General features: G+C 47.6%; 19 protein-coding genes. 12 read left to right on the forward strand and 7 right to left on the reverse strand.

Annotation, left to right across the window (positions count from 1 at the left end; genetic code table 11):
• Nucleotides 1-206 precede the first annotated feature (206 nt).
• Nucleotides 207-3,812, forward strand: a complete 3,606-nt coding sequence (locus EXY25_RS00205; RefSeq protein WP_130565285.1) for a putative Ig domain-containing protein — start codon at nucleotides 207-209, stop codon at nucleotides 3,810-3,812.
• Nucleotides 3,813-3,859: 47 nt separating this feature from the next.
• Here the strand turns inward: EXY25_RS00205 and EXY25_RS00210 are convergent, their stop codons facing one another.
• The gene (locus tag EXY25_RS00210) at nucleotides 3,860-4,396 is read right to left on the reverse strand and encodes a glutathione peroxidase (RefSeq protein WP_130565286.1); all 537 of its coding nucleotides are present in this window, start codon (nucleotides 4,394-4,396) and stop codon (nucleotides 3,860-3,862) included.
• Nucleotides 4,397-4,541: 145 nt separating this feature from the next.
• On the opposite strand from EXY25_RS00210, the gene recR reads away from it, so the two are divergent.
• The gene (gene recR / locus EXY25_RS00215; RefSeq protein ID WP_114338420.1) at nucleotides 4,542-5,144 is read left to right on the forward strand and encodes a recombination mediator RecR; all 603 of its coding nucleotides are present in this window, start codon (nucleotides 4,542-4,544) and stop codon (nucleotides 5,142-5,144) included.
• Between the two features lie 73 nt (nucleotides 5,145-5,217).
• Here the strand turns inward: recR and EXY25_RS18980 are convergent, their stop codons facing one another.
• Both EXY25_RS18980 and gltX read right to left on the reverse strand, forming a co-directional pair.
• Nucleotides 5,218-5,547, reverse strand: a complete 330-nt coding sequence (locus EXY25_RS18980) for a ComEA family DNA-binding protein (RefSeq protein WP_130565287.1) — start codon at nucleotides 5,545-5,547, stop codon at nucleotides 5,218-5,220.
• A 234-nt stretch (nucleotides 5,548-5,781) separates the two neighbouring features.
• The gene (gene gltX / locus EXY25_RS00225) at nucleotides 5,782-7,269 is read right to left on the reverse strand and encodes a glutamate--tRNA ligase (RefSeq protein WP_130565288.1); all 1,488 of its coding nucleotides are present in this window, start codon (nucleotides 7,267-7,269) and stop codon (nucleotides 5,782-5,784) included.
• Between the two features lie 358 nt (nucleotides 7,270-7,627).
• Here gltX and cysC point away from each other — a divergent pair, with 358 nt between their 5' ends.
• The 8 genes from cysC (at nucleotide 7,628) to EXY25_RS00265 (ending at nucleotide 16,423) form a co-directional block, all read left to right on the forward strand.
• Nucleotides 7,628-8,230 (forward strand): adenylyl-sulfate kinase, encoded by a 603-nt coding sequence (gene cysC, locus EXY25_RS00230; protein ID WP_114338423.1) that lies wholly within the window; start codon nucleotides 7,628-7,630, stop codon nucleotides 8,228-8,230.
• Between the two features lie 18 nt (nucleotides 8,231-8,248).
• A complete protein-coding gene (cysQ, locus tag EXY25_RS00235) occupies nucleotides 8,249-9,052 on the forward strand; it encodes a 3'(2'),5'-bisphosphate nucleotidase CysQ (RefSeq protein ID WP_130565289.1) in 804 nt (267 codons plus the stop codon).
• Between the two features lie 24 nt (nucleotides 9,053-9,076).
• A complete protein-coding gene (gene cysD / locus EXY25_RS00240) occupies nucleotides 9,077-9,985 on the forward strand; it encodes a sulfate adenylyltransferase subunit CysD (protein ID WP_130565290.1) in 909 nt (302 codons plus the stop codon).
• Between the two features lie 39 nt (nucleotides 9,986-10,024).
• Nucleotides 10,025-11,443: a sulfate adenylyltransferase subunit CysN gene (gene cysN / locus EXY25_RS00245; RefSeq protein WP_130565291.1), complete on the forward strand. Its 1,419-nt coding sequence runs from the start codon at nucleotides 10,025-10,027 to the stop codon at nucleotides 11,441-11,443.
• Nucleotides 11,444-11,448: 5 nt separating this feature from the next.
• Nucleotides 11,449-13,176, forward strand: coding sequence for an SLC13 family permease (locus EXY25_RS00250; protein ID WP_130565292.1), 1,728 nt, complete (start codon nucleotides 11,449-11,451; stop codon nucleotides 13,174-13,176).
• A gap of 145 nt (nucleotides 13,177-13,321) precedes the next feature.
• Complete coding sequence (galU, locus tag EXY25_RS00255; RefSeq protein ID WP_114338428.1) at nucleotides 13,322-14,215, forward strand: UTP--glucose-1-phosphate uridylyltransferase GalU; 894 nt, start codon at nucleotides 13,322-13,324, stop codon at nucleotides 14,213-14,215.
• 73 nt (nucleotides 14,216-14,288) lie between these two features.
• A complete protein-coding gene (gene galE / locus EXY25_RS00260) occupies nucleotides 14,289-15,305 on the forward strand; it encodes a UDP-glucose 4-epimerase GalE (protein WP_130565293.1) in 1,017 nt (338 codons plus the stop codon).
• Nucleotides 15,306-15,415: 110 nt separating this feature from the next.
• The gene (locus EXY25_RS00265) at nucleotides 15,416-16,423 is read left to right on the forward strand and encodes an NAD-dependent epimerase (protein ID WP_207232110.1); all 1,008 of its coding nucleotides are present in this window, start codon (nucleotides 15,416-15,418) and stop codon (nucleotides 16,421-16,423) included.
• Nucleotides 16,424-16,491: 68 nt separating this feature from the next.
• On the opposite strand, the gene EXY25_RS00270 is transcribed toward EXY25_RS00265, so the two are convergent.
• The 4 genes from EXY25_RS00270 to cmoA all read right to left on the reverse strand — a co-directional run bounded on the left by EXY25_RS00270 (nucleotide 16,492) and on the right by cmoA (nucleotide 21,030).
• Nucleotides 16,492-17,385 (reverse strand): LysR family transcriptional regulator, encoded by an 894-nt coding sequence (locus EXY25_RS00270; RefSeq protein WP_130565295.1) that lies wholly within the window; start codon nucleotides 17,383-17,385, stop codon nucleotides 16,492-16,494.
• Nucleotides 17,386-17,498: 113 nt separating this feature from the next.
• On the reverse strand, nucleotides 17,499-19,310 hold the full coding sequence (locus tag EXY25_RS00275; protein ID WP_130565296.1) for a gluzincin family metallopeptidase: 1,812 nt from the start codon (nucleotides 19,308-19,310) through the stop codon (nucleotides 17,499-17,501).
• Complete coding sequence (gene cmoB / locus EXY25_RS00280) at nucleotides 19,307-20,299, reverse strand: tRNA 5-methoxyuridine(34)/uridine 5-oxyacetic acid(34) synthase CmoB (protein ID WP_130565297.1); 993 nt, start codon at nucleotides 20,297-20,299, stop codon at nucleotides 19,307-19,309. Before cmoB ends, EXY25_RS00275 begins: the two co-directional genes overlap by 4 nt.
• Nucleotides 20,300-20,301: 2 nt before the next feature.
• Nucleotides 20,302-21,030, reverse strand: coding sequence for a carboxy-S-adenosyl-L-methionine synthase CmoA (cmoA, locus tag EXY25_RS00285; protein WP_130565298.1), 729 nt, complete (start codon nucleotides 21,028-21,030; stop codon nucleotides 20,302-20,304).
• A 323-nt stretch (nucleotides 21,031-21,353) separates the two neighbouring features.
• Between cmoA and EXY25_RS00290 the strand changes: the two genes are divergently transcribed.
• Together EXY25_RS00290 and EXY25_RS00295 are read left to right on the forward strand one after the other, a co-directional pair.
• On the forward strand, nucleotides 21,354-24,158 hold the full coding sequence (locus EXY25_RS00290) for a transporter substrate-binding domain-containing protein (RefSeq protein ID WP_130565299.1): 2,805 nt from the start codon (nucleotides 21,354-21,356) through the stop codon (nucleotides 24,156-24,158).
• A 104-nt stretch (nucleotides 24,159-24,262) separates the two neighbouring features.
• Nucleotides 24,263-24,490 carry an FmdB family zinc ribbon protein gene (locus tag EXY25_RS00295; RefSeq protein ID WP_114338436.1) on the forward strand — a complete coding sequence of 76 codons (228 nt, stop codon included), beginning with the start codon at nucleotides 24,263-24,265 and terminating at the stop codon, nucleotides 24,488-24,490.
• Nucleotides 24,491-24,557 lie beyond the last annotated feature (67 nt).

A 24,557-nucleotide genomic window follows, 5' to 3' on the forward strand; every position in this document is an offset into this window, starting at 1 on the left:
CGGCTTTTTTGTCTGTTTGATTTGCCTCACAGATTGTTATTTTCACTTTTGATCCTGATTAATTTTTGTTAAGTAATGGTTAAATTAGTGTTGTTGATTTGATACCCTACTGCTGAATTTCCCGCCTCTGCGAGTGAGTTGGACGCTCCGTATTTCGCTCTAAGGGTTTTTACATTTCCATTGAACAGTGCAAAGGATCAGCAGTAATGATGCTAACAAAGAGTAAACTGGCTGCAGCTATAGGTATGGCTGTTGTACTTTCTGCGTGTGGTGGCGGAGGTGGCGGTGGCTCTACTACCGTTAATCAAGCGCCGACAATCTCAGGCTCTCCAATAACGACGATCGATGAGGGCAGCAGTTATAGCTTTCTGCCTACAGCTGCTGATGCAGAATCATCACCACTTACATTCTCTATTACAGGAATGCCAGCGTGGGCTGTTTTTGATGAGCAAACGGGTCGCTTGACAGGCACGCCCACGGCCACAGATCTTGGTACAACCTCTTCTATTGTTATCTCTGTTACTGACGGTTCGCTTAGCGCTAACTTGCTGGCTTTTGAAATTACGGTTAACAATGTTGCTCCGGCTATTTCAGGTGCACCTGTGGTTCAGGTCGATGAAGGAGTGGATTACTCTTTTACACCTGTAGCGATGGATGCTGGTGGTGCGCCGCTAACATTCTCTATTGAAAATAAGCCTGATTGGGCTGAGTTCGATACGAACACAGGGGCTATTACTGGCGTCCCTGAAAGTGACGACAGCGGTGTTGTTACGTCGGTTGTCATTTCAGCCTCTGACGGAGTGGTATCTTCGTCGTTACCTCCTTTTGATATTACAGTCACAGACTTAATTACGTTAGACGGCAAAGTTATTGATGGCTATGTGTCTGGTGCCGTGGTTTTCCTTGATAGGAATCTCAATGGTCAATTGGATGAGGGGGAGCCTCGTGCTGTGACCGACAATACGGGGAGCTATTCACTCGTATTGACCAGTGATGATGTGATGTTAGCAACGCAAGTTCCGTTACGAGCATTGCTGGGTGACGGTGCGGTTGATGTTGATACTGGTGAAGATTTCTCGTCTAACCCCGTCGTTTTATCCGGACTTCCGTTACCTGAGTTAGATTTTGCACAGGCTCAAGCGGAAGCGGGTGTTGTCACGCCATTTACTACCTTAGCTGTTGATGAACTGGAAGATACCCTGCACCTTGCTTTGACTGGTACAGTGACTAGCGAACAGCTCAAACAAGAACTGCTAGCGGCGAAAGCGACAGTTTCCACTTCGTTGGCTCAAAGTGCGGATGATGCGCTGTTGTTTGGTGACTTTCTTGATGATGCCGTTGCTGATGAGTTCAAATCTGAATTGGCAAAAGCTGCGATTGAGAGAACCGACGATCTGCAGGCGGCTAAAGCCAAGGCCGACGAAATAGCTCAACAACTAGAAGATAACCAAACGGTTAAAGCTGGAAAACGCCGTTATAGTTTTGTCGATTGGCATACGTCGGAGCTTCTTTACCTGGTTGAAGAGTACTCAGAGATCATCACAAAGGGTGAGGCTCGAATTGTAGAGGGCGAGGCGGTTAAGTACTTCGCAGATGCTCATTACAATTTGATACTCGAAGATGGCGAACCAGTTGCGTATGAAACGGCGCAATGGAAGGAAACTTTCTCTAGCGATGGTACTTTTGTAAGCATTTCTTCATGGCAGGTCGATAAAGACCGTGATGGTGTAATGAATTTCAAGGGGCAAAGTTACCGTGTTGGTAACTATGATGACGCCGCGCAATCTAAAGATTACATAGAGTACTTTGACGAGAGCTCACCTTCCGTTGAAGGCGCACGCGACAATGGCCGAATATTTGATGATGTTGATTTAGTTGCTGCAGTCGCTGAGCAGGATTTTTCTGCGCTAGATATGGTTCAGCATCGAGTTGAATCGAAGCAGTTTAGTGAAGATGGTTTGGTTCAATTAACTCAGTTTGATGAGTTCGAACCCACTGATCTTGAAACAGCCACATATAGTGAAAGTCGCACTCGCACTACCAGTCAAGCGGGCATTGTGACTCACGTCATCGAGAAAGATTGGAGTGCTGATGGCTCCGTCAACGAAGTTATTACCGAAGTTGTATCTCCCGATGGGACACGTGTCGAGACCAATGCCAAACCTATATTTGCCAAAAGCGGTGATAGAGAACTGGAAGAGTATGCCGATTTCCGTTGGGATGGTGGTGAGCTCACCAGTTTCTGGGATGAACGTTCTGAAACTACCCGTTTGGTTGATGGCAAACGTATCACGGAATTGTCTGGGGCACGTTATGTGTTAGATCCAGAGTCTTTAACACCGGTACTTGACCTTGATGGGAATAAGATCAAGTTCCAGGATTGGACAACTGTTCTTCGCACATTAAGTGACGAACGAACCACTGACTTTACGACGTACCATCACTATGCGTTACCTTCCTATCCGTTTACTAAAGCTGAAGACGACATCGGCCAAGTTTTACGTGTCTGGGAGCGTGGTGAAAACGGCCTTTGGGTTGGACACGAATATCCAGAGTGGGGTACTCAAGATGTTGTTGAACTAGAGTCTCAAGTCCTTCAAGCGTTGGCAGATGGTTTTTCCTTCGCAGAAATAGATGAGTCTCAGATCCCGGGGCTTAGCGACTATAACGTACTTCGTTTTAGCGAAAGCTTCTTTGTTGACGCCGATGGACAAACGCGTACTTGGTTTTTGGTTAACAGATTTGAAGATGAATGGGTCGTGACTGAGACAGCTCTAAATGAGCTGCCTAATGGTTGGAAACTCAGACTTGTGCCTGGTGGGGTCGTTGTTCAAAAAGGGTTGTATTACTCAAGTATTCCTCTTGATAGTGTTGATACTGAGTTAGGTACATTTAGTTCTCGCATGGACTGGAACCAAGATAATGTATTCCATGGTTTCCTGAATGAAGCTGATGCAGAGAGCAAACTTGAACAGATTATTATCGCGGAAGAGGCGGCGAGACCTCGTCAAACGGTTACCGTACACTTTGCATTGCCATTGTCGATGACATATGACTTAACGGATGCCGAGGTGTTCGAACTTTACCAAGACTATGAGCTGTATGCTTGGAATGACGATAGTTGTGATGCGGTGACGGAAGTATTTGAGAAGACTATTTCTATGGACAGCGGTGTTCGTGCTGCGACAGTGGGTGACTACGGTGGCGTGTATGAAGTGTCTGCGTACACTGATAGCTCTGACTGCTTTAAGTTCCTTGTTCATGACAACTACGAAAATGCCATTGCCGGTGACTTAGTGTTTGATACCACGGAAGGTGCTGCCGGATATGTAAACTATGGTGAAAACGTTATTGCGTATGAAGCGCCGCCATTGGTTTTTGAGCCTAATGACCCGCCTGCACCAGAGGCTCCGCCGCTGGCCGAGCCCGTTGATTGCAACGCGGCAGCAACCGGTGAAGTTGGACCTATCGGACAGGATATGTGGATCCGGGGGAGTTATGTGACCGGTGATAACTTTGCTGCCACACCAGACACTCATAAGTTTGAGTATGTTGGTGATAACCGTTATCAAGTAAAAGTTGCTGAGCCTATGGCTACGGACTTTACCTTTAAGTTTGCCAGTGCTGATTGGGCCTTTGAGTATGCAGCAGGCGGTAGTGTGACGGTCGATCAAGTGACGTATCTTGAAGTGGCGTCTGGTGCACAAAGTGAGAGTGAAATAAGCATTCCTGCGGCAGGTGATTATGTTTACTTGTTTGAAGTGAATGACAATCTGGATGAAGGTAATCTTTTAGTTGCGACCTGCAACTAAATTTTAGCCGTTGTCGTTAAAAAGGCCGCTATGAATAGCGGCCTTTTCTATTTCAGCAGCTTGATAATAGCTTGTTGAAACTCTTCTGACTCCGGTGCAGTGGTTGGCGGGAAGACCTGAACTGTTCCATCTGTATCAACCAGGTATTTGTAGAAATTCCACTTTGGTGCGCTGCCGCTGCGTTGTGCTAGTTGTTTAAAAATAGGATCGGCATCGTCGCCTCGCACGCTGCTGGTGGCCAGCATGGTAAATGTAACGCCATAATTGATGTAGCATACTTCGGCCGTGTCTTTTTCTTTATCTTCTTCCTGCCAAAAATCGTCTGAGGGTACTCCGATGACGACCAGACCCTGTGCTTGATATTGCTCGTGTATCGCCTCTAGTGTTTTGAAATGAGGAGTAAAACCGCAATGGCTAGCGGTATTTATGATCAGTACCGGCTTATTACTGGTGAGGGGGCATAGCTCAATAGAAGCGCTGCTATGTAACTTCCGGCGTTCTTGTCCGTCAAACAGGCTGTCACAGGTTGCAGCATAAAGCTCTACTGAGCTGATCAGAAAAGGTAGAACCATCCATTTTGTCATTGCGGCACTCGTTGAGTGTTTGTTATAGCTGCAGTATACGTGGCTATCGACGACAGTGATCAACTGAAAAGGAATGTTGTAAGGATCTCGACAGCAACAAGCTGCCACTGATAGATTAGCCTCCTTGCTTACAACGGTTGGTTTTATGAAGTTTTCACCGCTATTAACAGAATTAATTGAAGCTCTGCGCTGTTTACCTGGTGTGGGGCCAAAAAGTGCACAGCGTATGGCGTTTCATCTTTTGGAGCGAAACCGGCGTGGCGGAGCTGTACTTGCTGACGCTCTGCAACAAGCGTTAGATAAAGTGGGCCATTGTCAGCGCTGTCGTACTTATACTGAGCAAGATGTTTGTGATATCTGTGCCAGCCCTAAGCGTCAAGCCAGTGGTGTGCTGTGTGTTGTGGAAAGCCCCGCGGATATTGTTGCGGTTGAGCAAAGCGGCCAGTTTCATGGACGCTATTTCGTGCTAATGGGGCACCTGTCTCCCCTCGACGGGATCGGGCCTGCTGATATCGGACTGGATCAGTTACAGCGGGCATTTTCCGCAGGCGATCTGAAAGAGGTCATTTTAGCAACAAATCCGACAGTAGAAGGCGAGGCTACTGCGCACTATATTGCTGATATGGCTAACAGCTGTGGTTTACATGCGAGCCGAATTGCTCATGGTGTGCCGGTTGGTGGTGAGCTAGAGAGTATTGATGGCACGACGTTAGCCCATTCATTTGCTGGTCGTAAGCGGGTTGAGTAATGATTTGCAATTTCATGATGTTTTATGAGAGTAAAAAGGCCGCGTAGCGGCCTTTTTCTATTTTTGTCTGGGGTTACTTTTTTATTGGAACATCAAAGGCGATCTTTGCACTGTTCGCCTCGACCGTTTTTACTCCTATCCCTTTAACCGCTTCTAGCGTCGCTAACGAGGTAAATGGGCCATACATGTTTCGATAGTCGACTATCGCTTGGGCTTTGTTCATCCCCACCCCCTCCAAAGCATCAGCGATCTCTTCGGCGCTGGCTTGGTTTATCTGAACGGTTTGCTGACTGCTGCTAGCCGTAGAGCTATCGATATCAGCATCTTTTGCGATAACACTCAGACTCGTGGTGGTTAATAGAGCGGCGGAAAATGCAATAGCGTGGAATATGCGAGTACGCATAATAACTCCTCCTTGAGTATTGGTTAGTTGAATATTGTGCATCGGTTGCACAGGATCAATATCTAGCTCAAGTGGCGATAAATGCAGAATTTTTCGACAAGCTTAAAGATGAAAACATGAAGTGCCTCACAAAACGATATGTGATTAAGTCTTTGATTTATTAGTTGTAAATAAAAGGCGCGTTCAAAAATGAATGCGCCTTTCAAGTGCTAGTATGCCGTTTCTAAAACAGCTTTAGATTGCTAGAGCATCAAACTCTTTTTGCCAGCGCTTCGCTTCTTTCTTTGACGGACTGCCCACCGTTTGTGACGCTTGACGAAGACGGGCGCGGCTCAGATCGGGGCCGAGTATTGCCATGGCATCAACCACCGAGAAGGTTGCCGTTGTACCGGCAATAGAGATGAAAATGGGTGCCATAAACTCTTTCATCTTTATATCCATGGCTGTAGCCAAGGACTTTAATGCCGGAAAAATATGCTCTTTATCCCATTGGTTGAGTTGGTCCATCTTCCAAGCAACAAATTGCAGTACCTTACGCAATTGCTCTTCATCCAAGGCTAAGCCATCGAAAGCTGAGGCCGGCAGATCAAGCAGGCCGCTGTACATAAAATTGGTGAGAGGCGCGACTTGAGAGAAGCGTTCTACGCGGCTCTTAATATGAGGCAACATCTGGCGGAGGTAGCTTTCGTTATAGGCCCATTTGTGGATTTCGCTGATAAAGTCATCATCACTGAGGTCTTCGCGGATCCAAAGGCCATTCAGCCAATCGAGTTTCTCAGGATCAAACACCGGACCACCTAATGAAACGCGTTTGATATCGAAGTTTGCAATCATCTGCTCCAGAGTGAATTTTTCGCTTTCATCTGGCATTGACCAACCCATGCGAGCTAAATAGTTGAGCAGCGCTTGTGGTAGATAACCCATTCGTTGGTAATAGAGGATGCTGGTAGGGTTCTTACGTTTAGAAAGCTTACTTTTATCCGGGTTACGCAGTAACGGCATGTGACCCAGAACCGGTGCTTCCCATCCTAGATAGGCGTACAGCTGGAGTAACTTCGGCGCCGAGGGTAGCCACTCTTCGCCGCGAAATACATGGGTGATCCCCATCAAGTGATCATCAACCACGTTGGCGAGAAAATAGGTGGGTAAGCCATCCTGTTTCATCAGCACTTGCATGTCGATCTGTTCCCAAGGGATCTCAACTTCACCCCGTAGGTGGTCATTAAACTTGAAGCTGCCTTGTTCAGGGATCTTCATACGTATGACGTAGGGATCACCGGCTGCCAGCCTCTGTTCGATCTCTTGCTGGGTGTGATTGAGTCCGCGGCCATCATACTTGGGGCGCAACCCTGCTTCCTGCTGTTCTTTGCGCATCTGGTCAAGTTCTTCTGGGGTGGCAAAGCAGTAAAAAGCATGGCCATCAGCAATGAGTTGCTGGGCATACTGCTGGTAAATATCGCCACGTTCACTTTGTCTGTAAGGGCCACAGTCACCGCCAGCGTCAGGGCCTTCATCCCAGTCCAGTCCGAGCCAGCGAAGTGCCTTAACAATCATCTGTTCAGATTCTGGGGTACTGCGTGCTTGATCCGTATCTTCTATTCGTAGAATAAATTTGCCGCCGTGCTGCTTAGCAAAGGCGTAGTTGAACAGAGCGATATATGCAGTACCTACGTGGGGGTCTCCAGTAGGTGAGGGGGCGACGCGTGTGCGAACCTGAGTCATTTAAGGCCTCGATTGTTTTCCAAATAGATAACCTGCTCGCGGCAGGCACTTATATGGGGCGCTATTGTATGCCAAGGGCTGCGAGCGTGCGAGAGTCTGTTGCCGCAAAGGCGGATTTATCTCTCTGTAGCTTGCTGTAACCTAGTTCATATAATTTGCTATCGGGCTGGCTTGTTAGGTGCTGATGCTTCAATAATGTAAGATTTGCTAGTCGAGTTGTGTTGGCGACTAGGTTAAAAAGTCTTATATTCCAAAATGGAATAAAAACTAAATAAAAAGTCTTTTTTGGAATATGTGAGCTGGGTTAATTTAGCGCTATGTTAAGTCAGCATTTTCGGCTGGCGAGAGGGATTTCTTAATGAATAATATCGTTTGGCATCATCACAAGGTCACCAAGGCGGAGCGTGCAGAGCTCAAGTCGCATAAACCTGCGGTTCTTTGGTTTACCGGGTTGAGTGGCTCGGGTAAGTCGACAGTGGCTGGTTGTCTGGAAGAACTGCTCCATCACAATGGTGTGCATACCTACCTGCTAGATGGTGACAATATTCGTCACGGTCTGTGTGGTGATCTGGGATTCAGTGATAAAGATAGAGTAGAAAACATCCGCCGTATCGGAGAAGTGGCAAAGCTGTTTGTTGATGCTGGCGTGATGGTGTTAACAGCGTTTATCTCACCGTTCCGCGCTGATCGGCAAATGGTTCGTCAGCTACTTGAAGTAGGTGAATTTATTGAGGTGTTCGTCGATACACCTCTGGATGTTTGCGAACAACGCGATCCAAAGGGTCTGTATAAGAAAGCGCGCAAAGGCGATATTCCTAATTTCACTGGTATCGATAGTGAATATGAGACACCTGAGCAAGCGGAAGTGATTGTTAAAACGGCGCAGCTGAGTGTCGAAGAGTGTGCGCAACAACTGCTCAGTTATTTGGAAAGCGAAGGCTACCTGCCTGCAAAACGCTAATCCCTTAAGGAAGAGAGTATGTCTTTAGCTCAAGATAAAGAACTCCTGCTTGATGTGCTCACTGTGGCTGAGGCTGCTGGTGATGCCATCATGGAGGTCTATGAAAGCGATGACTTCGATGTACAGATTAAAGGCGATGATAGCCCTTTAACTGCGGCAGATTTGGCATCACACCAAGCCATTATGCAAGGCTTGTCCCTACTTACCCCTGACATCCCTGTGTTATCTGAAGAGTCTGATGATATCGATTGGCCGACCCGTCAGCAGTGGAATACCTATTGGCTAATTGATCCTCTTGATGGCACCAAGGAGTTTATCAAGCGAAACGGTGAGTTCACGGTCAATATTGCCCTTATCGATCAGGGTAAGCCGGTGTTAGGCGTGGTTGTCGCTCCTGTACTTGGTACCGCCTACATTGGCGGTATTGAGCTCGGTGCTTACAAAATTGAGTCAGGTAAAGAAACCGCCATTTCTGCATTGGCACCACGGCCGAGTGATACATGGGCTGTGGTGGGCTCTCGTAGTCACCAGTCCAAGGAGGTCGCAGAGTTTCTCACCAAGCTGCCGAGTCATGAGATGGTGGCGATGGGCAGCTCTTTAAAGATCTGTTTGGTCGCCGAAGGACGTGCGCACCTTTATCCTCGCTTGGGTTTGACTTCTGAATGGGATACGGCTGCGGCACATGCGGTATTGGTGGCTGCGGGTGGTGAGATGGTTGATGCAGATAGCAGAGAGCCACTTCGCTATAACCACAAAGAATCGATACTCAATCCATTTTTCATAGCAGCGAGCAGCGCCTTGCTCTCTGCAGATGCTTTTTAACGCTAGCAAAGTAGTGACTGAACCATGAAACCGTTCAATATGACCCACCTCAAGGCATTAGAAGCTGAGAGTATACATATCATCCGCGAAGTGGCGGCTGAATTCGATAACCCAGTAATGCTTTATTCTGTAGGCAAAGACTCGGCGGTGATGCTGCACCTTGCTCGTAAAGCGTTTTATCCTGGTAAATTGCCATTTCCATTACTCCATGTGGACACCACCTGGAAGTTTAAGGAGATGATTGAGTTTCGTGATCGCTTCACGGATAAGCACGATATGGATCTGTTAGTGCATATCAATCAGGAAGGCGTGGATATGGGCATGGGGCCATTTACCCATGGCAGCGCTAAGCATACTGATGTGATGAAAACACAAGGCCTGAAGCAAGCCTTGAATCACTATAAGTTTGATGCGGCCTTTGGCGGTGCCAGACGTGATGAAGAGAAATCTCGGGCCAAAGAGCGGGTTTACTCATTCCGTGATAATCATCATCGCTGGGATCCTAAAAATCAGCGACCAGAGCTGTGGGATATCTATAACGGCAAGGTTAATAAGGGCGAAAGTATCCGTGTATTCCCCCTATCTAACTGGACGGAACTAGATATCTGGCAATATATCTATTTGGAAAATATAGAGATCGTGCCTTTGTACTTCGCCGAGAAACGTCCAGTCGTTGAACGTGATGGTACCTTGATCATGGTTGACGACGAGCGCATGCCGTTGAAAGAGGGCGAGGTTCCCGAGATGAAGATGGTGAGGTTCCGTACCCTCGGATGTTATCCGTTGACGGGGGCAGTTGAATCGACTGCTACGACGTTGCCGGAAATCATCCAAGAGATGTTGCTGACTAAGACGTCAGAACGTCAGGGACGGGTGATCGATCACGATCAGGCGGCTTCGATGGAACAGAAGAAACGTGAAGGTTACTTCTAAATAGATCGAACGATAGCGACGAAAACGGAACAGTAGAATATGTCTCATCAATCAGATTTGATCGCCTCGGATATTCAGGGGTATTTAAAACAGCATGAACAGAAAGAGCTAATGCGCTTTCTGACTTGCGGTAACGTCGATGATGGTAAAAGTACCCTCATTGGTCGTTTGCTGCACGATTCCAAGATGATCTTTGAAGATCAGATGGCGTCAATTAAGAAAGATTCGAAGAAATTTAACACCACTGACGAAGAGTTCGATCTAGCCCTTTTGGTCGATGGTTTGCAGTCAGAGCGAGAGCAGGGCATCACTATTGATGTGGCGTATCGTTATTTCTCCACGGATAAGCGTAAGTTTATTATCGCTGACACACCGGGTCATGAGCAGTACACACGTAATATGGCGACGGGTGCGTCGACCTGTGATTTAGCCGTGATCCTGATTGATGCTCGTTATGGTGTGCAAACGCAAACTAAACGTCACAGCTTCATCGTCTCTCTGTTGGGGATCAAACAGGTGGTCGTGGCTGTTAATAAGATGGATTTGATGGAATTCTCTGAGACTGTGTTTGAAGAGATCCGTAGCGAGTACCTTAAGTTCGCAGAGAAGCTAGAGATCCCTCATATTAAGTTTGTGCCACTGTCGGCCCTTAAAGGCGATAATGTTGTCGAACGAAGTGAGCAGACGCCTTGGTATCATGGTGAAACTCTCATGGGGATGCTGGAAAGTGCTGAAATTACGGCGGCACGTAATTTCGATGATTTCCGCCTGCCAGTTCAGTATGTCAATCGCCCCAACCTGGATTTCAGAGGCTTTGCTGGCACTATCGCCGGTGGTGTTGTTCGTGTCGGTGACGAGGTGGTCGCGTTACCGTCTGGTAAGCAGTCTCGCGTGAAAACGATCACCACGTTTGATGGTGAATTGGAAGAAGCGTTTGCTAGTCAGGCGATTACCCTGACATTGGAAGATGAAATTGACGTGAGTCGTGGCGATATGCTGGTTCATGCCAATAATCGTCCACAGGTAACAGATGCCCTTGATGTCACCATTGTTTGGATGGCGGAAGAGCCGATGTTGCCGCGTAAACAGTATGATTTTAAGTTAGCGACTAAGACGACAGCGGGCAGTGTTTCAGAGATCGACTATCAGATTGACGTGAACACCATGGAGCACAATGACGCCGTGCGCCTCAACTTGAACGAGATTGGCCGGTGTCAGGTTAACCTGAATCAGCCGGTGGCATTTGATAGTTATCAGAAGGTCAAAGGTTGTGGCAACTTTGTCATTATTGACCGATTGACCAATGTGACGGTCGGTGCTGGTATGGTGGTTGGTGCCGGTAAACGTGCGGAAAAGAGTCGTTCTGATTTCAGTGATTTTGAATTGGAGCTTAATGCGCTCGTACGTAAGCACTTCCCCCATTGGGAAGCGAAAGATCTGCTCGACATCGTGAAGTAGATCCGATGACGCTAACGCAGTGGACGGTGCTCGGTTTGTTTGGCTTTCTGCTTGCCGGATTGCTATTTACCCGTGTCCGTCCTGCTTCGTTATTTGGCATCGTATTGATTGCCGCGTTAGGTTTGTCGCTTGTTGATCAAGCGGAACTCATTAATAACGCGGTTAATCCAGGCCTCGTCACTCTGTTGTTATTAATGAGTGTGTCACTGGGTTTGGAAAAGACCAGTTGGTTAAAACGGCTTTCCCATAAGCTAATCTCCACGAGCTATTTTGTTACCTTACTGCGCTTAATAGGTTTTACCGCGATTACTTCAGCGTTTCTTAATAACACTGCGGTAGTGGCTTCACTCATTCCTTCACTGCGCAATAATGGCATTCACGCGCCTTCTAAGCTGCTTATCCCTTTGTCTTATGCCGCCATACTGGGTGGCACCATGACCTTGATTGGCACATCAACCAATCTGATCGTCGATAGCTTAATCATCGATGCTGGTGCGCCAGGATTCGAATTTTTTGATTTTTTCTGGGTCGGCCTTTCTCTGGTTGTTGCTGGTGGAGCCACCCTCCTGTGTGTTAGTCATTGGCTCCCCTTGCATGAACAGAAAGAGGGGGAGTTCAAGCGCTATTTCATTGATGCCAAAGTGGCTGCTGACTCACCACTGATCGGTAAGAGTGTGCTCGAAAATGGCTTGCGTAATATGGAGTCACTTTTCCTAGTGGAGATCGTTCGTGATGAGCACCTGATTAGCCCTGTGACACCCCAAGTGTTGATTGAAGCGGGTGATCGTTTGGTGTTTTCCGGTGACGTCAGCAAACTCTATCAACTCAAGCAGTATGATGGCTTGAATATGTTTGCTGAGAGTAACGGTCTCCCTTCGGAAAACTTAATTGAAGTGGTGGTGACACCAACGGCATCGGTAATTGGACGCACCCTTAAGCGCGCTGGTTTTCGAGCCCGTTTCGATGCTGCCGTTGTGGCGATGCGTCGCGGTGGTGAGCAGATTAGCGGTAAGTTGGGTGATGTGAAAATACGAGCGGGTGACAACTTAGTGTTGGCTGTCGGCCCTGATTTTACTCAACATCGTAATATCGCTAAGAACTTCTTTATCGTCAGTGGCATTCGGTTACCAAAGGCGCTTACCCGGTTGCAGGAGTGGGCTATTTTGGCCGGCTTTGTTACTGTCATTGGTCTGGCTGCGCTCAATCTCCTATCGCTGCTCTCTGGATTGATCTTTTTGTTAGCGGGCATGTTGGCCATCAAAGTGTTAAACACCAATGAAATTAAGCGACGTTTTCCTTTTGAGCTTTGGTTAATCGTGACAGCTGCGCTGACGCTAGCCAAGGCTGTTGAAAATAGTGGCTTGGCTGAGTTACTGGCGCTTTATGCTGAGCGTGTGTTTGCTGGACAAGAGGTGTGGTTGGCATTTGTTGGTGTGTATTTGATGACTTTGGTGATGACCGAGTTAGTCACGAACAATGCCGCAGCTGCATTGACCTTTCCGCTAGCCTATGGCCTGTCTATGGGGTTCGATGTGAATTTGATGCCCTTTGCCTTAGCTGTGGCATTTGGCGCTAGCGCCAGCTTTGTCAGCCCTTATGGCTATCAAACTAACTTAATGGTTTTTAATACGGGCCGCTATCAGCTTATTGATTTTATTAGGGTAGGGCTGCCTATTTCCGTTGTTTACAGTCTTGTCGTTATTTTTCTTGTTCCACGCCTGTTCCCATTCTGAATTGATACTTCGATGCACTGATATGGCGCATTAGCGAAGACTATTAAAATTTGATGAGACTTAAGTCACATTTTAGCTTAACGAATCTGTCACATTCGGCGTATAATCTTCTCAACTTCACCTAATAGTAAGTAAGGACACGTAAATGATAAGGAAAGCAGTGATTCCGGTTGCCGGTCTGGGGACCAGAATGCTTCCCGCCACCAAAGCCATCCCGAAAGAGATGCTGCCGATCGTCGATAAGCCTTTGATCCAATACGTTGTAAATGAATGTGTTGCTGCAGGAATCAAAGAGATCGTTTTGGTGACTCACGGCAGTAAGAACTCAATTGAGAACCACTTTGATACCTCCTTTGAACTTGAAGCGACGCTGGAAAAGCGTGTTAAGCGCCAGTTGCTCGACGAAGTGCAAAGTATTTGTCCGAAAGATGTCACCATTATGCACGTGCGTCAGGGGACGGCTAAAGGACTTGGCCATGCTATTTTGTGCGCCCGTCCTATGGTTGGTGATGCGCCTTTCGCCGTAGTGCTGCCAGATGTCATTATTGATGATGTTAAGAGTGATCTTACTCGCGACAACATGGCTGAAATGGTGCGTATGTTCAAGGACACCGGTTGTAGCCAGGTGATGATGGAGGCGGTACCTGACGAAGATGTTTCTAAGTTTGGTATTGCCGACGTGAAAGGGCACGAGTTGCAGCCTGGCGAATCAGCGCCGATGACAGCTATCGTTGAGAAGCCTGCTAAGGAAGATGCTCCTTCGAATCTCGCCGTCGTTGGTCGTTATGTTTTAAGTTCTGATATTTGGGACATTCTTGAGTTTACCCCGGCAGGTGCAGGCGACGAAATCCAGTTAACAGATGCGATTGCTGTACTGATGAAGCAGCAGCAAGTTAATGCTTATTATATGAAAGGGCAAAGCCACGATTGCGGTAGTAAGCTTGGCTATATGAAAGCCAATGTCGAGTACGCACTGCGTCATAAGGGGCTGGGTAAAGAGTTTGCCGAGTACCTGAAAGAGGTTACAGCTAAGCTGTAAAAACTCCCTTTAGGTTGGTTCGATTAGTGCGTTACGCACTAATCGGCTTTTCTATCAAATAAGTGGATCTCCCATGACGATATTAGTAACTGGTGGTGCTGGGTATATTGGCAGTCACACAGTGGTTGAACTGTTGAATGAAGGCCAAGATCTGGTCGTTGTTGATAATTTATCAAATTCGTCAGATGTTTCTCTGGCAAGAGTTGAACAGATCACTGGTAAGAAAGTGCCTTTCTATCAGGTCGATATTTTGGATCGTGAAGCTTTGCGAAAAGTGTTCCAATTACACGATATCTCCGCAGTGGTGCATTTTGCTGGATTGAAGGCTGTTGGGGAGTCCGTTCAGAAGCCGCTCAGCTACTACATGAATAACGTCACTGGTACGATAGTGCTTTGTGAAGTGATGGCAGAGTTCGGCGTTAAGAACCTGGTATTCAGTTCATCGGCCACGGTTTATGGTGATCCGGTATCGGTGCCTATCCGAGAAAACTTTCCTACCAGTGCCACTAATCCTTATGGCCGCAGTAAGCTGATGGTCGAGGAAATATTGCGAGATCTATATGTCTCCGATAATAGTTGGAATATTGCTTTGTTACGTTACTTCAACCCGGTCGGCGCTCACGAAAGTGGCTTGATTGGTGAAGATCCTAATGGTTTACCAAACAACCTGATGCCTTATATTTCGCAAGTCGCAGTTGGTAAGCTTGAGCGGTTGAATGTGTTTGGTGATGACTACCCAACGCAGGACGGAACAGGCGTAAGAGATTACATTCATGTGGTGGATCTGGCGGTTGGGCACTTACGTGCCTTGGATAAGCTGACTAAGTCACCAGGCGTCGTTACATATAATCTTGGTACTGGCTGTGGTTATTCAGTACTACAGATGGTGAAAGCGTTTGAAACTGCCAGTGGTAAATCGGTGCCATATACTTTGGCGCCAAGGCGGGCTGGAGATATCGCTGAGTGTTGGGCGGATCCTGCGTTAGCCAGTACGGAACTCGGGTGGCAAGCGACGAGAACGGTTGAGGATATGACCGTAGACACGTGGCGCTGGCAATCAGCCAACCCCCATGGATATGCTAAAGCATAGGCGCGTGGCATTGCTGAATTCGCATGAAAGTGTAGTTTGGTGTCGTAACAATTGAGATTAAATAGCTCGGGTTTTCCGAGCTTTTTGCTGATTTATAATGGGAAAGAATGATGAAATTTCTTGTGACAGGTGCGGCAGGCTTTATCGGTTTTCATACATCGATGCGTCTATGTAATGAAGGACACGAGGTTGTTGGTTTAGATATCGTTAACGATTATTACGATGTGAACTTAAAGCTTGATCGTCTGCGCATGTTAGACAAGTTGGTGAACTTTCGTCATGTCCGAGTGGCACTGGAAGATCGAGATGGTATTGCCAAGCTGTTTGCTAATGAGAAGTTTGATCGTGTTATTCATTTGGCAGCCCAAGCAGGGGTGCGTTATTCCTTAGAGCATCCGTTTGCTTATACGGATGCCAATGTCACAGGTACACTGACCATTCTGGAAGGGTGCCGCCATAACGATGTTGAACATCTGGTATATGCCTCTTCCAGCTCTGTTTATGGGCTGAACACCACCATGCCGTTTGCAACGCATAACAATGTTGATCATCCGGTGTCTTTGTATGCAGCAACCAAAAAAGCTAATGAATTGATGGCACATACCTATAGCCACCTTTACGGTATGCCAACCACGGGTTTGAGGTTCTTTACTGTATACGGCCCATGGGGGCGTCCAGATATGGCGCTGTTCTTGTTCACCAAGGCGATTTTGGAAGGGAAACCTATCGACGTATACAATCACGGAAAAATGCAGCGTGATTTCACTTATGTTGATGATATTGTTGAAGGGATCGTCCGTATTCAGGATCAGCCCGCAGCACCGAACTCGAGCTGGTCTGGCGCCGCGCCGCAGCCTCATTGTTCAAGTGCCCCATATAAAGTCTTTAATATCGGTAATCATCAACCGGTAGAGTTAGAGCATTTTATTACTTGTATTGAGAAAGCGCTGGGTAAGGAAGCTGAGCGTAACTATATGCCGATCCAACCGGGCGATGTGCCTGCTACTTATGCTGATATCGAAGATTTAAACAAATCGGTAGGTTTTCATCCGTCGACGCCGATTGAAACGGGGATCCAGAATTTCGTCGATTGGTATCGTGATTACTACCAAGTATAAACGATGACTGTTCGCATATAAGATGAGCGGCTTCCTCAAGGTAAGCCGCTTTTTTTATTTAGAATTTGTTAGTTCTCGCGGTGGTGATTGAGAAACAATTCCGTGAGTCGTTGTGTGCCTGGACCAACGTTGTCGGGGGTGGGTTGTACCAGACTAAGGACGACGGATTTTTTTTTGCTCCCAGAGAGAGACAGGCGCGAGAGCTTACCCTGTTGCACCTGCTCAGTGACAATATGTGGTGGTAGCCAAGCAAATCCAATCCCTTGTAGCAAAAGATCCAGTGCCTCATAGAAATTGTCGACCGTCCATCGCTGTTCGGATTTCAGCCAACCCTGTTCTTCTTTTGGTTGCTTTCCGGTGTCTCGGATCACCAGTTGCAATGATTTTTCCAGGTGCTGCGATTCCAGTGGCACCTCATTGTTGAGGGGATTATCTGGGTGGCAGACCAGCCAAAGCTCTCCACTGCAGAGCGGCTGGCCAAGATAGCCTTTGGGTACATGATTGACGATGGCTAGGTCGACCTCTCCCGAGACAATCGCCTCTTGACCACCAGATAGGACGACGCGTTGAATATTGATCCTTGAGCCGCGACTTTCAGGCTCGAAAAAAGCCAGCACCTGATTGAGGGCTTCTGTTGGATAGATTAATTCAACAGCGAGTCGGATCTCCGGCTCCCAGCCCATATCAATGTTTTCAGCCAGGTTTTCGAGTGATTCGATATTTTCGGTCAGCTGTCGCGAGCGCCGGAGCATCACTTCTCCAGCCTTAGTAAGGAAAGCCTTGCGGCCTCTGACCTCTAATAGCTGGACACCTAATAGCGTCTGCATCTTGGCGACAGCGTGGTTTAACGATGATTGACTCTTGCTGAGTCGTTCGGCTGCTTTGGCGTAACTGCCAGCATCAACGACGGCTTGCAAGATACGCCACTGTTCCAAAGTAGTGCGGGGACGGTATTGTGTCATTTCTCTACTTCCATTTTTGCAATGAGACAAAAGGGCGTGACATGCCTTTACCTACATCCATGTGAGCTGATCATATTGTAACTATTCAATTTTGTTGCACAAGGGCAACCGTGTCAGTGGCGCAATAAGGATTTGGCGAGGCCACTTGCGAGTGGATCATCGATCTGGTCGAGCGCTGCTAAATCAATTAGGGATTGTTGTGCCGTAGCCCCTCTGAGTTGATGCAACGCCAGCATAATATCGCTAATGGTGATTTCTCCTCGCTGGTAGCGGTTTGCGATGCGTTTAGCTAACGCATATTGCCACAGCGCGCGATAGCTCAAGCTATCTGCTGTAGCAAGCGTCAACATAGCGTATGGCAAGGATGTTAACGGGGCATCAACAAGATGGCGGTTATCTCCGAGCAGGCGCATGTTTAAGGACGTTAGGTCGGTCATGCTCAGATTATGCTGATGGTATACATAAGCCAATTTGGCGATTAGCACACGTTTGAGTAATTTCACCGGAGGAGGGGAGGTAAAACTGTTTGGCTTGGTTATCTGGTTAAGTAATCGCTCTTCAAACCCTTCCAGATCCGGGTAGGGAGATGAAGAAAAGTCAGGGTGTGTCGGGTGAAACAGTATGCCGTAGATCGCTTTTAATATGCTGCTATCTACTTTTGACGTAGTAACCGGCTGGGATCTATTGGTACTGATGAGCATGGCACCTGACTGAAATCCGGCTACAGGGTAACGTAAACGACTCGTCGCTAAGCCCGGATCAGGGCTCGATAGATCAAGGTAAATTTCGCCAAAGATCAGCCCCTCTTCATCGGTGAGTTGCCACACCGCCATATGACTTTGCCAGATCGGCAGATTTACTTTTTTGCCTCTGATCCCTAGCGCTTTGGACCAGTACAGAATCTGTTTATTAAATATAGTTCCGCTTGGGATTATCTCTTTTGTCGGTGATTCTTTGGCTGCTATTGCTTGATGCCGCCAGTGATCCCATGGTTTAAACTGTTGCTTAGTTTTCGTGGATACTTCGACAGTGAGGGCTCGTTCTAGGGTGGTGAGAAAATCCCTGACCTGTTTACGTTCTAGGAGCGCATCCCGTTGCCTATAGTGTGACCAGCTGGCGTAGCCCATTTGCGTCGCCAATGAGAGTCGAGCAGCCAACAAACGGTTAAGCTGTTTTCTCGCGGCTTTGCCGCCACGTTGTTGATAGGCTCGATAAACGAAGGCTCGACATTCGCTGCGATAGGCTGAGCGCATAAAACTGAGATAACGACTGGGTTCGGAAAAATCGACCGTTATTGCGAGCTGTTCACTTAACTGCTGTGTTCGTAAGGGCGTTTTTTCAAGACATTTTTTAGGCAGTGTTATTGGCAAGTCTTGTTGGAGCGCGCGTTTAAAGCTTAGTCGCGCCGCGTTTATCTCCTCTTTGGTTGCTGCTGGGTAATTTTTCTGCCACAGCCCAGGGTACTCCTTTCGCCATTGATGCTGTTGCCATGACGCAGCCGGGCTTTCATGTTTCGACTGGAGAAATGGAGCAAACCAATGATCACTGTTGCCATTGTGCCATTCTGTTATGGCTAGGTTGATAGATAGGCGGCAATAACCAGCGGTTTCTCGCCAATGAGGATCGGGATGTGTGCGCTGCAATTGCTCGACTTGAGCCAATAGATCGAAAAAAGGCGTCATCCAGATCCCTAACTTGCGCCCTGCATCTGCGCCGTGATCGGCTGTAAACCTTGGCCCATTCATCATTAGGTCGACCGCTTGGCTGCAACGCTGGCGCAATAGATCTGCACTTTGCCACTCCGCCGCCAGTGCTGGACGCTGCGCGCTCGAAGCTGATGCGGATAAACAGCTCCAAACGAAAAACAGTAGCAATGCCCATAGGAAGGGGGCAGGACAGCTCGGGAAGAGGCGCCTTAAGCTCATTCCGGTCGATTAGCGATGATGATTGATCTTTTTGGCGCAGGATGACCTTCTACTGTTTTGCTTTGGTCATTCCGGTCTAAATAGTTGTTTAGCGACAACCGGTCCATCCAATCTGTACTGCGTTGTTCGTCAACGGTGGTGACATTTATATCAACGGTACGAATATTTACCATGCCGCAGCGCTCCAGCCAGTGCTCTAAGGCCTCACTGCTGGGTACAAACCAGACATTGGGCATTTGTGCGTAGCGCTCACCCGGTACCAGTACCTGATCTTTATCGCCATCGATGACTAATGTTTCCAGCACCAATTCACCGCCCGGACGGAGTTGTGATTTCAGCTGAAACAGATGGTCAATTGGCGAGCGGCGATGATAGAGCACGCCCATGCTAAACACCGTATCAAATGCTTTCAGCTCTGGCAGCTCTTGGATCCCTAATGGCAGCAGGTGGATCGGGTTAGTTTTTGGCGCAAAGTGTTTAATTGCCAGAAATTGTACTAAAAATAGCTGCGTGGGATCGACGCCGATAACCCGTGCTGCACCTTCGCCCAACATACGCCACATGTGATAACCACTGCCACAACCGACATCTAACACGTTGCGATCTGTCAGTGAGCTGATATGCGGAAGTAGCCGCTCCCACTTCCAATCTGAGCGCCATTCCGTATCGATATCCATACCATATAGTTGGAAAGGCCCCTTGCGCCAGGGCATCAGTTGCTTTAGCAAGCCGGTCATACGGGCTCTATCTGAGTTGCTAGCCTCGGCTTCACTACCAAAGGTGACACTGTGTTTGAGGTCGTTGGAAGCACTACTTAGCTCAGGCAGTTTGCTGACCACCCGTAACCAACTGTCTAATTCGCCGTGACGTTGTTCTTTTTGCCAACGGGCTAATTGTGCCGGCGCGGTTTGTAACCAATGGCTAAGCGGTGAGCCGATAATGTCAGCGTAGAAATCTTCAAACAGTTGTTGATCTTGAGAAGCATGCATTGCTATTTGATCGCCAGTAATGAGGTGAAATTAAAGCATTGAAACCACGTGGCTACATGTTTGAAGCCGATTTCATTTAAGCGTTCCGTATGTAACTGAGCGGTGTCGGTTCGCATCACGTTTTCTAAGGCTGTGCGCTTTTGGCTGATTTCCAATTCGCTGTAGCCATGGGCACGCTTGAAATTGTGGTGTAGTTCGGTCAGCAGGTTGTCGACCGATTGGTCATCAAAACGTATTTTTTCTGATAACACCAATAGCCCTCCGGGCTTTAGCCCCTGGTAGACCTTGGTTAACAGAGCCTCTCTTTCATCTGGTGGCAAAAATTGTAGCGTGAAGTTTATCACCACCATCGAAGCATTCTCGATCGCGACCTCTCTGATATCGTCAAGTACCACGGTTACCGGCACGTCTGAACGATAGGCGCCGAGGTTACGCTGACAGCGCTCAATCATCGCTTGCGAGTTATCAACAGCGATCATGTTGACTCCTTGATGGCTGATATTGCGCCGCATTGCCAAGGTGGCAGCCCCTAAAGAGCAGCCTAGATCGTAAACCTGTGATTGTTCCTGAATGTAGTGCTTGGCCAGTTCGCCGATTGTGGAGATGATGTTGGTATAACCAGGCACTGAGCGCTGGATCATGTCAGAAAAGACATCTGCAACCCCTTCATCGAAACGAAAGTCACCAATGTTACTTAAGGGATGAGAAAAAATAGTGTCTTTATTTTCCATGGATTACAAAGCGATCGAGTTAGCAGTATGGAGCAGCTATTGTAACTCATTCTTCGACTTCGCGGCGAGCCACTTATCACTAACCCGTGTGTCTCAGCCTTCTGGTTGCACTAACCTTTTTACTATTTAGATATATTATCCGCTTCCAGTTATACTGAGCCAATAGCCTTTTTGTTGTTGCTTTGTATTTTCTGCTTGTAGGGAGCAAATAGCCGTATTTATTGCTGCATGTTTGTGGTCGGCACTTAAGAAATTCAAAGGTTTATAATTCAACGCGTTGGTCGGTGCATTAGGTAGTCGTACTGAGAAGTCAAAGGAATGCGATGTTTGCGCGAACTCTATTAGCTGTTTTAATCTACTTATTCTGTTTTATGGCACAGCCCTTTGTGGCCGCACAGGATAAGCCGCTGGTTATTGTGACCAGTGCAGAGACCTATCCTTATCACTTTGCTATAGATGGTCAGCCACGGGGGATGTTGGTTGATCTTTGGCGGCTATGGTCCGAGAAGACCCATACTAAGATCGTGCTCGTTTCTGCGTCCTGGGTTGATAGCCTCGAGATGATCCGTAGCGGAACGGCAGATATCCATGCAGGTATGGCTGTTAATGAACAGCGCGCGACCTACTTGGCCTTTGCAGATTCTCTGGCGACCGTACACTCCAATATTTTTGTTCACCGTTCACTGCCAGATATTAAGCAGCCGGAACAACTGCGTCCCTACTTAGTCGGTGCGGTAAAAGAAGCCAACCATGTGACGATGTTGAATCGTCTTTACCCACACCTCGCTATCGCAGAGTATGACCGCCAGTTCAGTGTTTATGATGCTGCGATGCGTGGGGAAGTACTAGCTTTTACGGGCTTGGATCGGGTTTCATCGCAATATGAACAGGTATTAGAGTTAGAGCAGCGATTTCCCAACCACCGTAAACTGACTTATCACACCACGTCTCTTCACCCCTCTGTTCAGTCAGACAATGATGCTTTACTGGCTAAAATCAATGATGGCTTTAAGCTGATTTCCGACGAGGAGAGAGCAGCAATCAATCGCCGCTGGTTCGGAACATCCGGTGAGCAAGCTGGCATCATGATCGCCATTTTACCGGACGCACCACCTTACATGATGCTGGATGAGGACGGTGTGCCTAGCGGCATGTTGGTCGATATATGGAAGCTTTGGGGTGAGCGTAATGGTTATGAAGTTAACTTTATGGTGCAGGAAAAACACACGCTGGATAGCCAGATGGACATGCAGCTGGTGGATATTGTTTCTGCATTACCCAGCGCCGAGAATGATAGCCAGGCTTTAGAGCCAGCAAATCAATTAATGACGCTCAAAGTGCAGTTCTATACACCTGAAAATTCAGGTGTTAATGCATTAAGCCAGGTCAGCGAATTACCCATTGGAGTTTTAGAGCAAGCGAGCTATTTACCGCAGCTTACCAGCCAATATCCCAAGTTAAGCTTTAGTTATTTTTCAGACCATTTCGAGTTAATACAAGCGGCAATTAGTGGTGAGATCGCTGGCTTTTTCGGCTTATCTAACTTGACGGAATATGTCCTTATTCAACGCAATCAACTTAATCAATTTCGGCGTTTGGACAACCCCACCTTTGCCGCCGAAGTGCTCGCCTTGGTCGGCAAGGGCAATGAGAATCTTAAACAAAGAGTGCAGCTAGGTTTTGAAGCTGTTGAACTCTCAGATTTAGCAGAGATTGAGCAACGTTGGATACTTGCTCCTCAGGATCGCTATTTTGAGAATCTGCCACTGTCGGTCGAACTCAGTGACGTGGAGAACCGCTGGTTATCTAGTCACCCTGTGATCCGTATGGGGGCCGTTAAGGACTACTCGCCATTTGAGTTCGTTAACGAAGTTGGCGAGTTCGCTGGGGTTAATGCAGATCTGGTTGAGTGGTTGGAAAGCCGTACAGGATTGCGAATTGAGGTGGTGCTTTTCGAGCATTGGCAGCAAGTGCTTGAGGCTGCTATGCGGCATAAAGTCGACTTTGTCGCCGCTATCAGCGATACACCGGAGCGTCGACAATCACTGATTTTTTCAGATGGGTATTGGCCAACCCCATGGGCGATAGCGATACGTGAAGAGGAACTTTTAGTTTCTCAACTCAGCCAGTTGCGAGGTCGCACGCTGGCGGTCATCGCTGGCTATCAAGTGATCCCCTGGATCAGGCGAAATCATCCAGAAATCGAATTGAAAGTATATGAATCGGGGGCTGAAGCGCTGCAGGCTGTATCTTCCGGTGAAGTGTTTGGAGCGTTAGATAACCTTACTGTTGCCGTTTCCATGGTGAGGGAATTGAGCCTGAGTAATCTGAAACTGTCTACTTTGCACGATATAAAGCAAGAGTCCTCTCAATTCGGTATTAGAAAAGATTGGCCTGAGCTCAATAGTATATTGAATAAAGCATTACTGATGTTGACGGAAGACGAGCGCCGCAAAATTCTATCTAAATGGTTAGATTTGACCATTGAACAAGGGGTTTCTAGTGAGAAAGTCTGGCGCATCAGTGTCCAGATTGGTGCCTTGGTTATCGTGGTGATGACATTGATGGTCTTGTGGAACCGTCGCTTAAATAAAGAGATTGAACGTCGTCGAGCCGCAGAAGAAACGATCCGCCATTTGGCTCGCCATGATGAACTAACTGGCTTAGCTAATCGGCGGCAGTTTGAGGAACAGATTCTAGGGGCGCTAGAGAACCATGCGCGAACTAAGAATCTTATGGCTTTGATGTTTATTGATCTGGATGGGTTTAAAGAGATTAATGACCAACATGGTCATGGTGCTGGCGATCAGGTACTCAAAGAGGTAGCAAAGCGTTTTCAGGGAGTAGTAAGGCGCTCTGATACGTTAGCGCGTTTTGGTGGCGATGAGTTTGTTGTTTTAGCAACTAACTTGCATCACCGTCTGCACGCAGCTGAATTGGCGAAGAAGCTCATTTTTGCCCTTGAAAAGCCATTCAAGGTAGGGGATGCCAAGTGTTCATTAAGTGCCAGTATTGGTGTGGCAGTCTATCCGGAGGATGGTGAAACGCCTGATGTCTTGTTACGGGTGGCGGATAGCTTGATGTATAAGATTAAGCAGCAAGACAAGAACGGTTACCTATTGAGTTAAATTATCTGTTATGTAGCAGCCGGTCGCGTGACAACTGATGCCGTTTGCATATAATGCCTCACTGTCCGTCAATCTTTATCTGGCGAAGCGGGGGAACAACGGCAATGCCTATTTATGAGTACCAATGTGGGTCGTGCGGCCATCAGTTAGAGAAACTCCAACGTATTAGTGATGCGCCTTTGGTGGATTGCCCCGATTGTGCGGCCCCTGCGCTGAAGAAGTTGATTTCTGCAGCTGGTTTCCGGCTTAAAGGTAGTGGCTGGTATGAGACTGACTTTAAGAGTGGCAGTAAGAAAAACGTGGCTTCGGACAGTCATTCGAAATCGAACTGATTTGAGCCAACATTTTAGTTTGAATGATATTTAATCAATTTATGCGCTGCCTCCAAGGCGGCGCATC

The organism is Corallincola spongiicola, from assembly GCF_004284785.1.
Taxonomy (GTDB): Bacteria; Pseudomonadota; Gammaproteobacteria; order Enterobacterales; family Neiellaceae; genus Corallincola; species Corallincola holothuriorum.

Excerpts from the sequence above, each read along its gene's own strand:
- EXY25_RS00205 (WP_130565285.1), top strand. The coding sequence starts at position 207 with ATGATGCTAACAAAGAGTAAACTGGCTGCAGCTATAGGTATGGCTGTT.
- EXY25_RS00210 (WP_130565286.1), bottom strand. The coding sequence starts at position 4,396 with ATGACAAAATGGATGGTTCTACCTTTTCTGATCAGCTCAGTAGAGCTT.
- recR (WP_114338420.1), top strand. The coding sequence starts at position 4,542 with ATGAAGTTTTCACCGCTATTAACAGAATTAATTGAAGCTCTGCGCTGT.
- EXY25_RS18980 (WP_130565287.1), bottom strand. The coding sequence starts at position 5,547 with ATGCGTACTCGCATATTCCACGCTATTGCATTTTCCGCCGCTCTATTA.
- gltX (WP_130565288.1), bottom strand. The coding sequence starts at position 7,269 with ATGACTCAGGTTCGCACACGCGTCGCCCCCTCACCTACTGGAGACCCC.
- cysC (WP_114338423.1), top strand. The coding sequence starts at position 7,628 with ATGAATAATATCGTTTGGCATCATCACAAGGTCACCAAGGCGGAGCGT.
- cysQ (WP_130565289.1), top strand. The coding sequence starts at position 8,249 with ATGTCTTTAGCTCAAGATAAAGAACTCCTGCTTGATGTGCTCACTGTG.
- cysD (WP_130565290.1), top strand. The coding sequence starts at position 9,077 with ATGAAACCGTTCAATATGACCCACCTCAAGGCATTAGAAGCTGAGAGT.
- cysN (WP_130565291.1), top strand. The coding sequence starts at position 10,025 with ATGTCTCATCAATCAGATTTGATCGCCTCGGATATTCAGGGGTATTTA.
- EXY25_RS00250 (WP_130565292.1), top strand. The coding sequence starts at position 11,449 with ATGACGCTAACGCAGTGGACGGTGCTCGGTTTGTTTGGCTTTCTGCTT.
- galU (WP_114338428.1), top strand. The coding sequence starts at position 13,322 with ATGATAAGGAAAGCAGTGATTCCGGTTGCCGGTCTGGGGACCAGAATG.
- galE (WP_130565293.1), top strand. The coding sequence starts at position 14,289 with ATGACGATATTAGTAACTGGTGGTGCTGGGTATATTGGCAGTCACACA.
- EXY25_RS00265 (WP_207232110.1), top strand. The coding sequence starts at position 15,416 with ATGAAATTTCTTGTGACAGGTGCGGCAGGCTTTATCGGTTTTCATACA.
- EXY25_RS00270 (WP_130565295.1), bottom strand. The coding sequence starts at position 17,385 with ATGACACAATACCGTCCCCGCACTACTTTGGAACAGTGGCGTATCTTG.
- EXY25_RS00275 (WP_130565296.1), bottom strand. The coding sequence starts at position 19,310 with ATGAGCTTAAGGCGCCTCTTCCCGAGCTGTCCTGCCCCCTTCCTATGG.
- cmoB (WP_130565297.1), bottom strand. The coding sequence starts at position 20,299 with ATGCATGCTTCTCAAGATCAACAACTGTTTGAAGATTTCTACGCTGAC.
- cmoA (WP_130565298.1), bottom strand. The coding sequence starts at position 21,030 with ATGGAAAATAAAGACACTATTTTTTCTCATCCCTTAAGTAACATTGGT.
- EXY25_RS00290 (WP_130565299.1), top strand. The coding sequence starts at position 21,354 with ATGTTTGCGCGAACTCTATTAGCTGTTTTAATCTACTTATTCTGTTTT.
- EXY25_RS00295 (WP_114338436.1), top strand. The coding sequence starts at position 24,263 with ATGCCTATTTATGAGTACCAATGTGGGTCGTGCGGCCATCAGTTAGAG.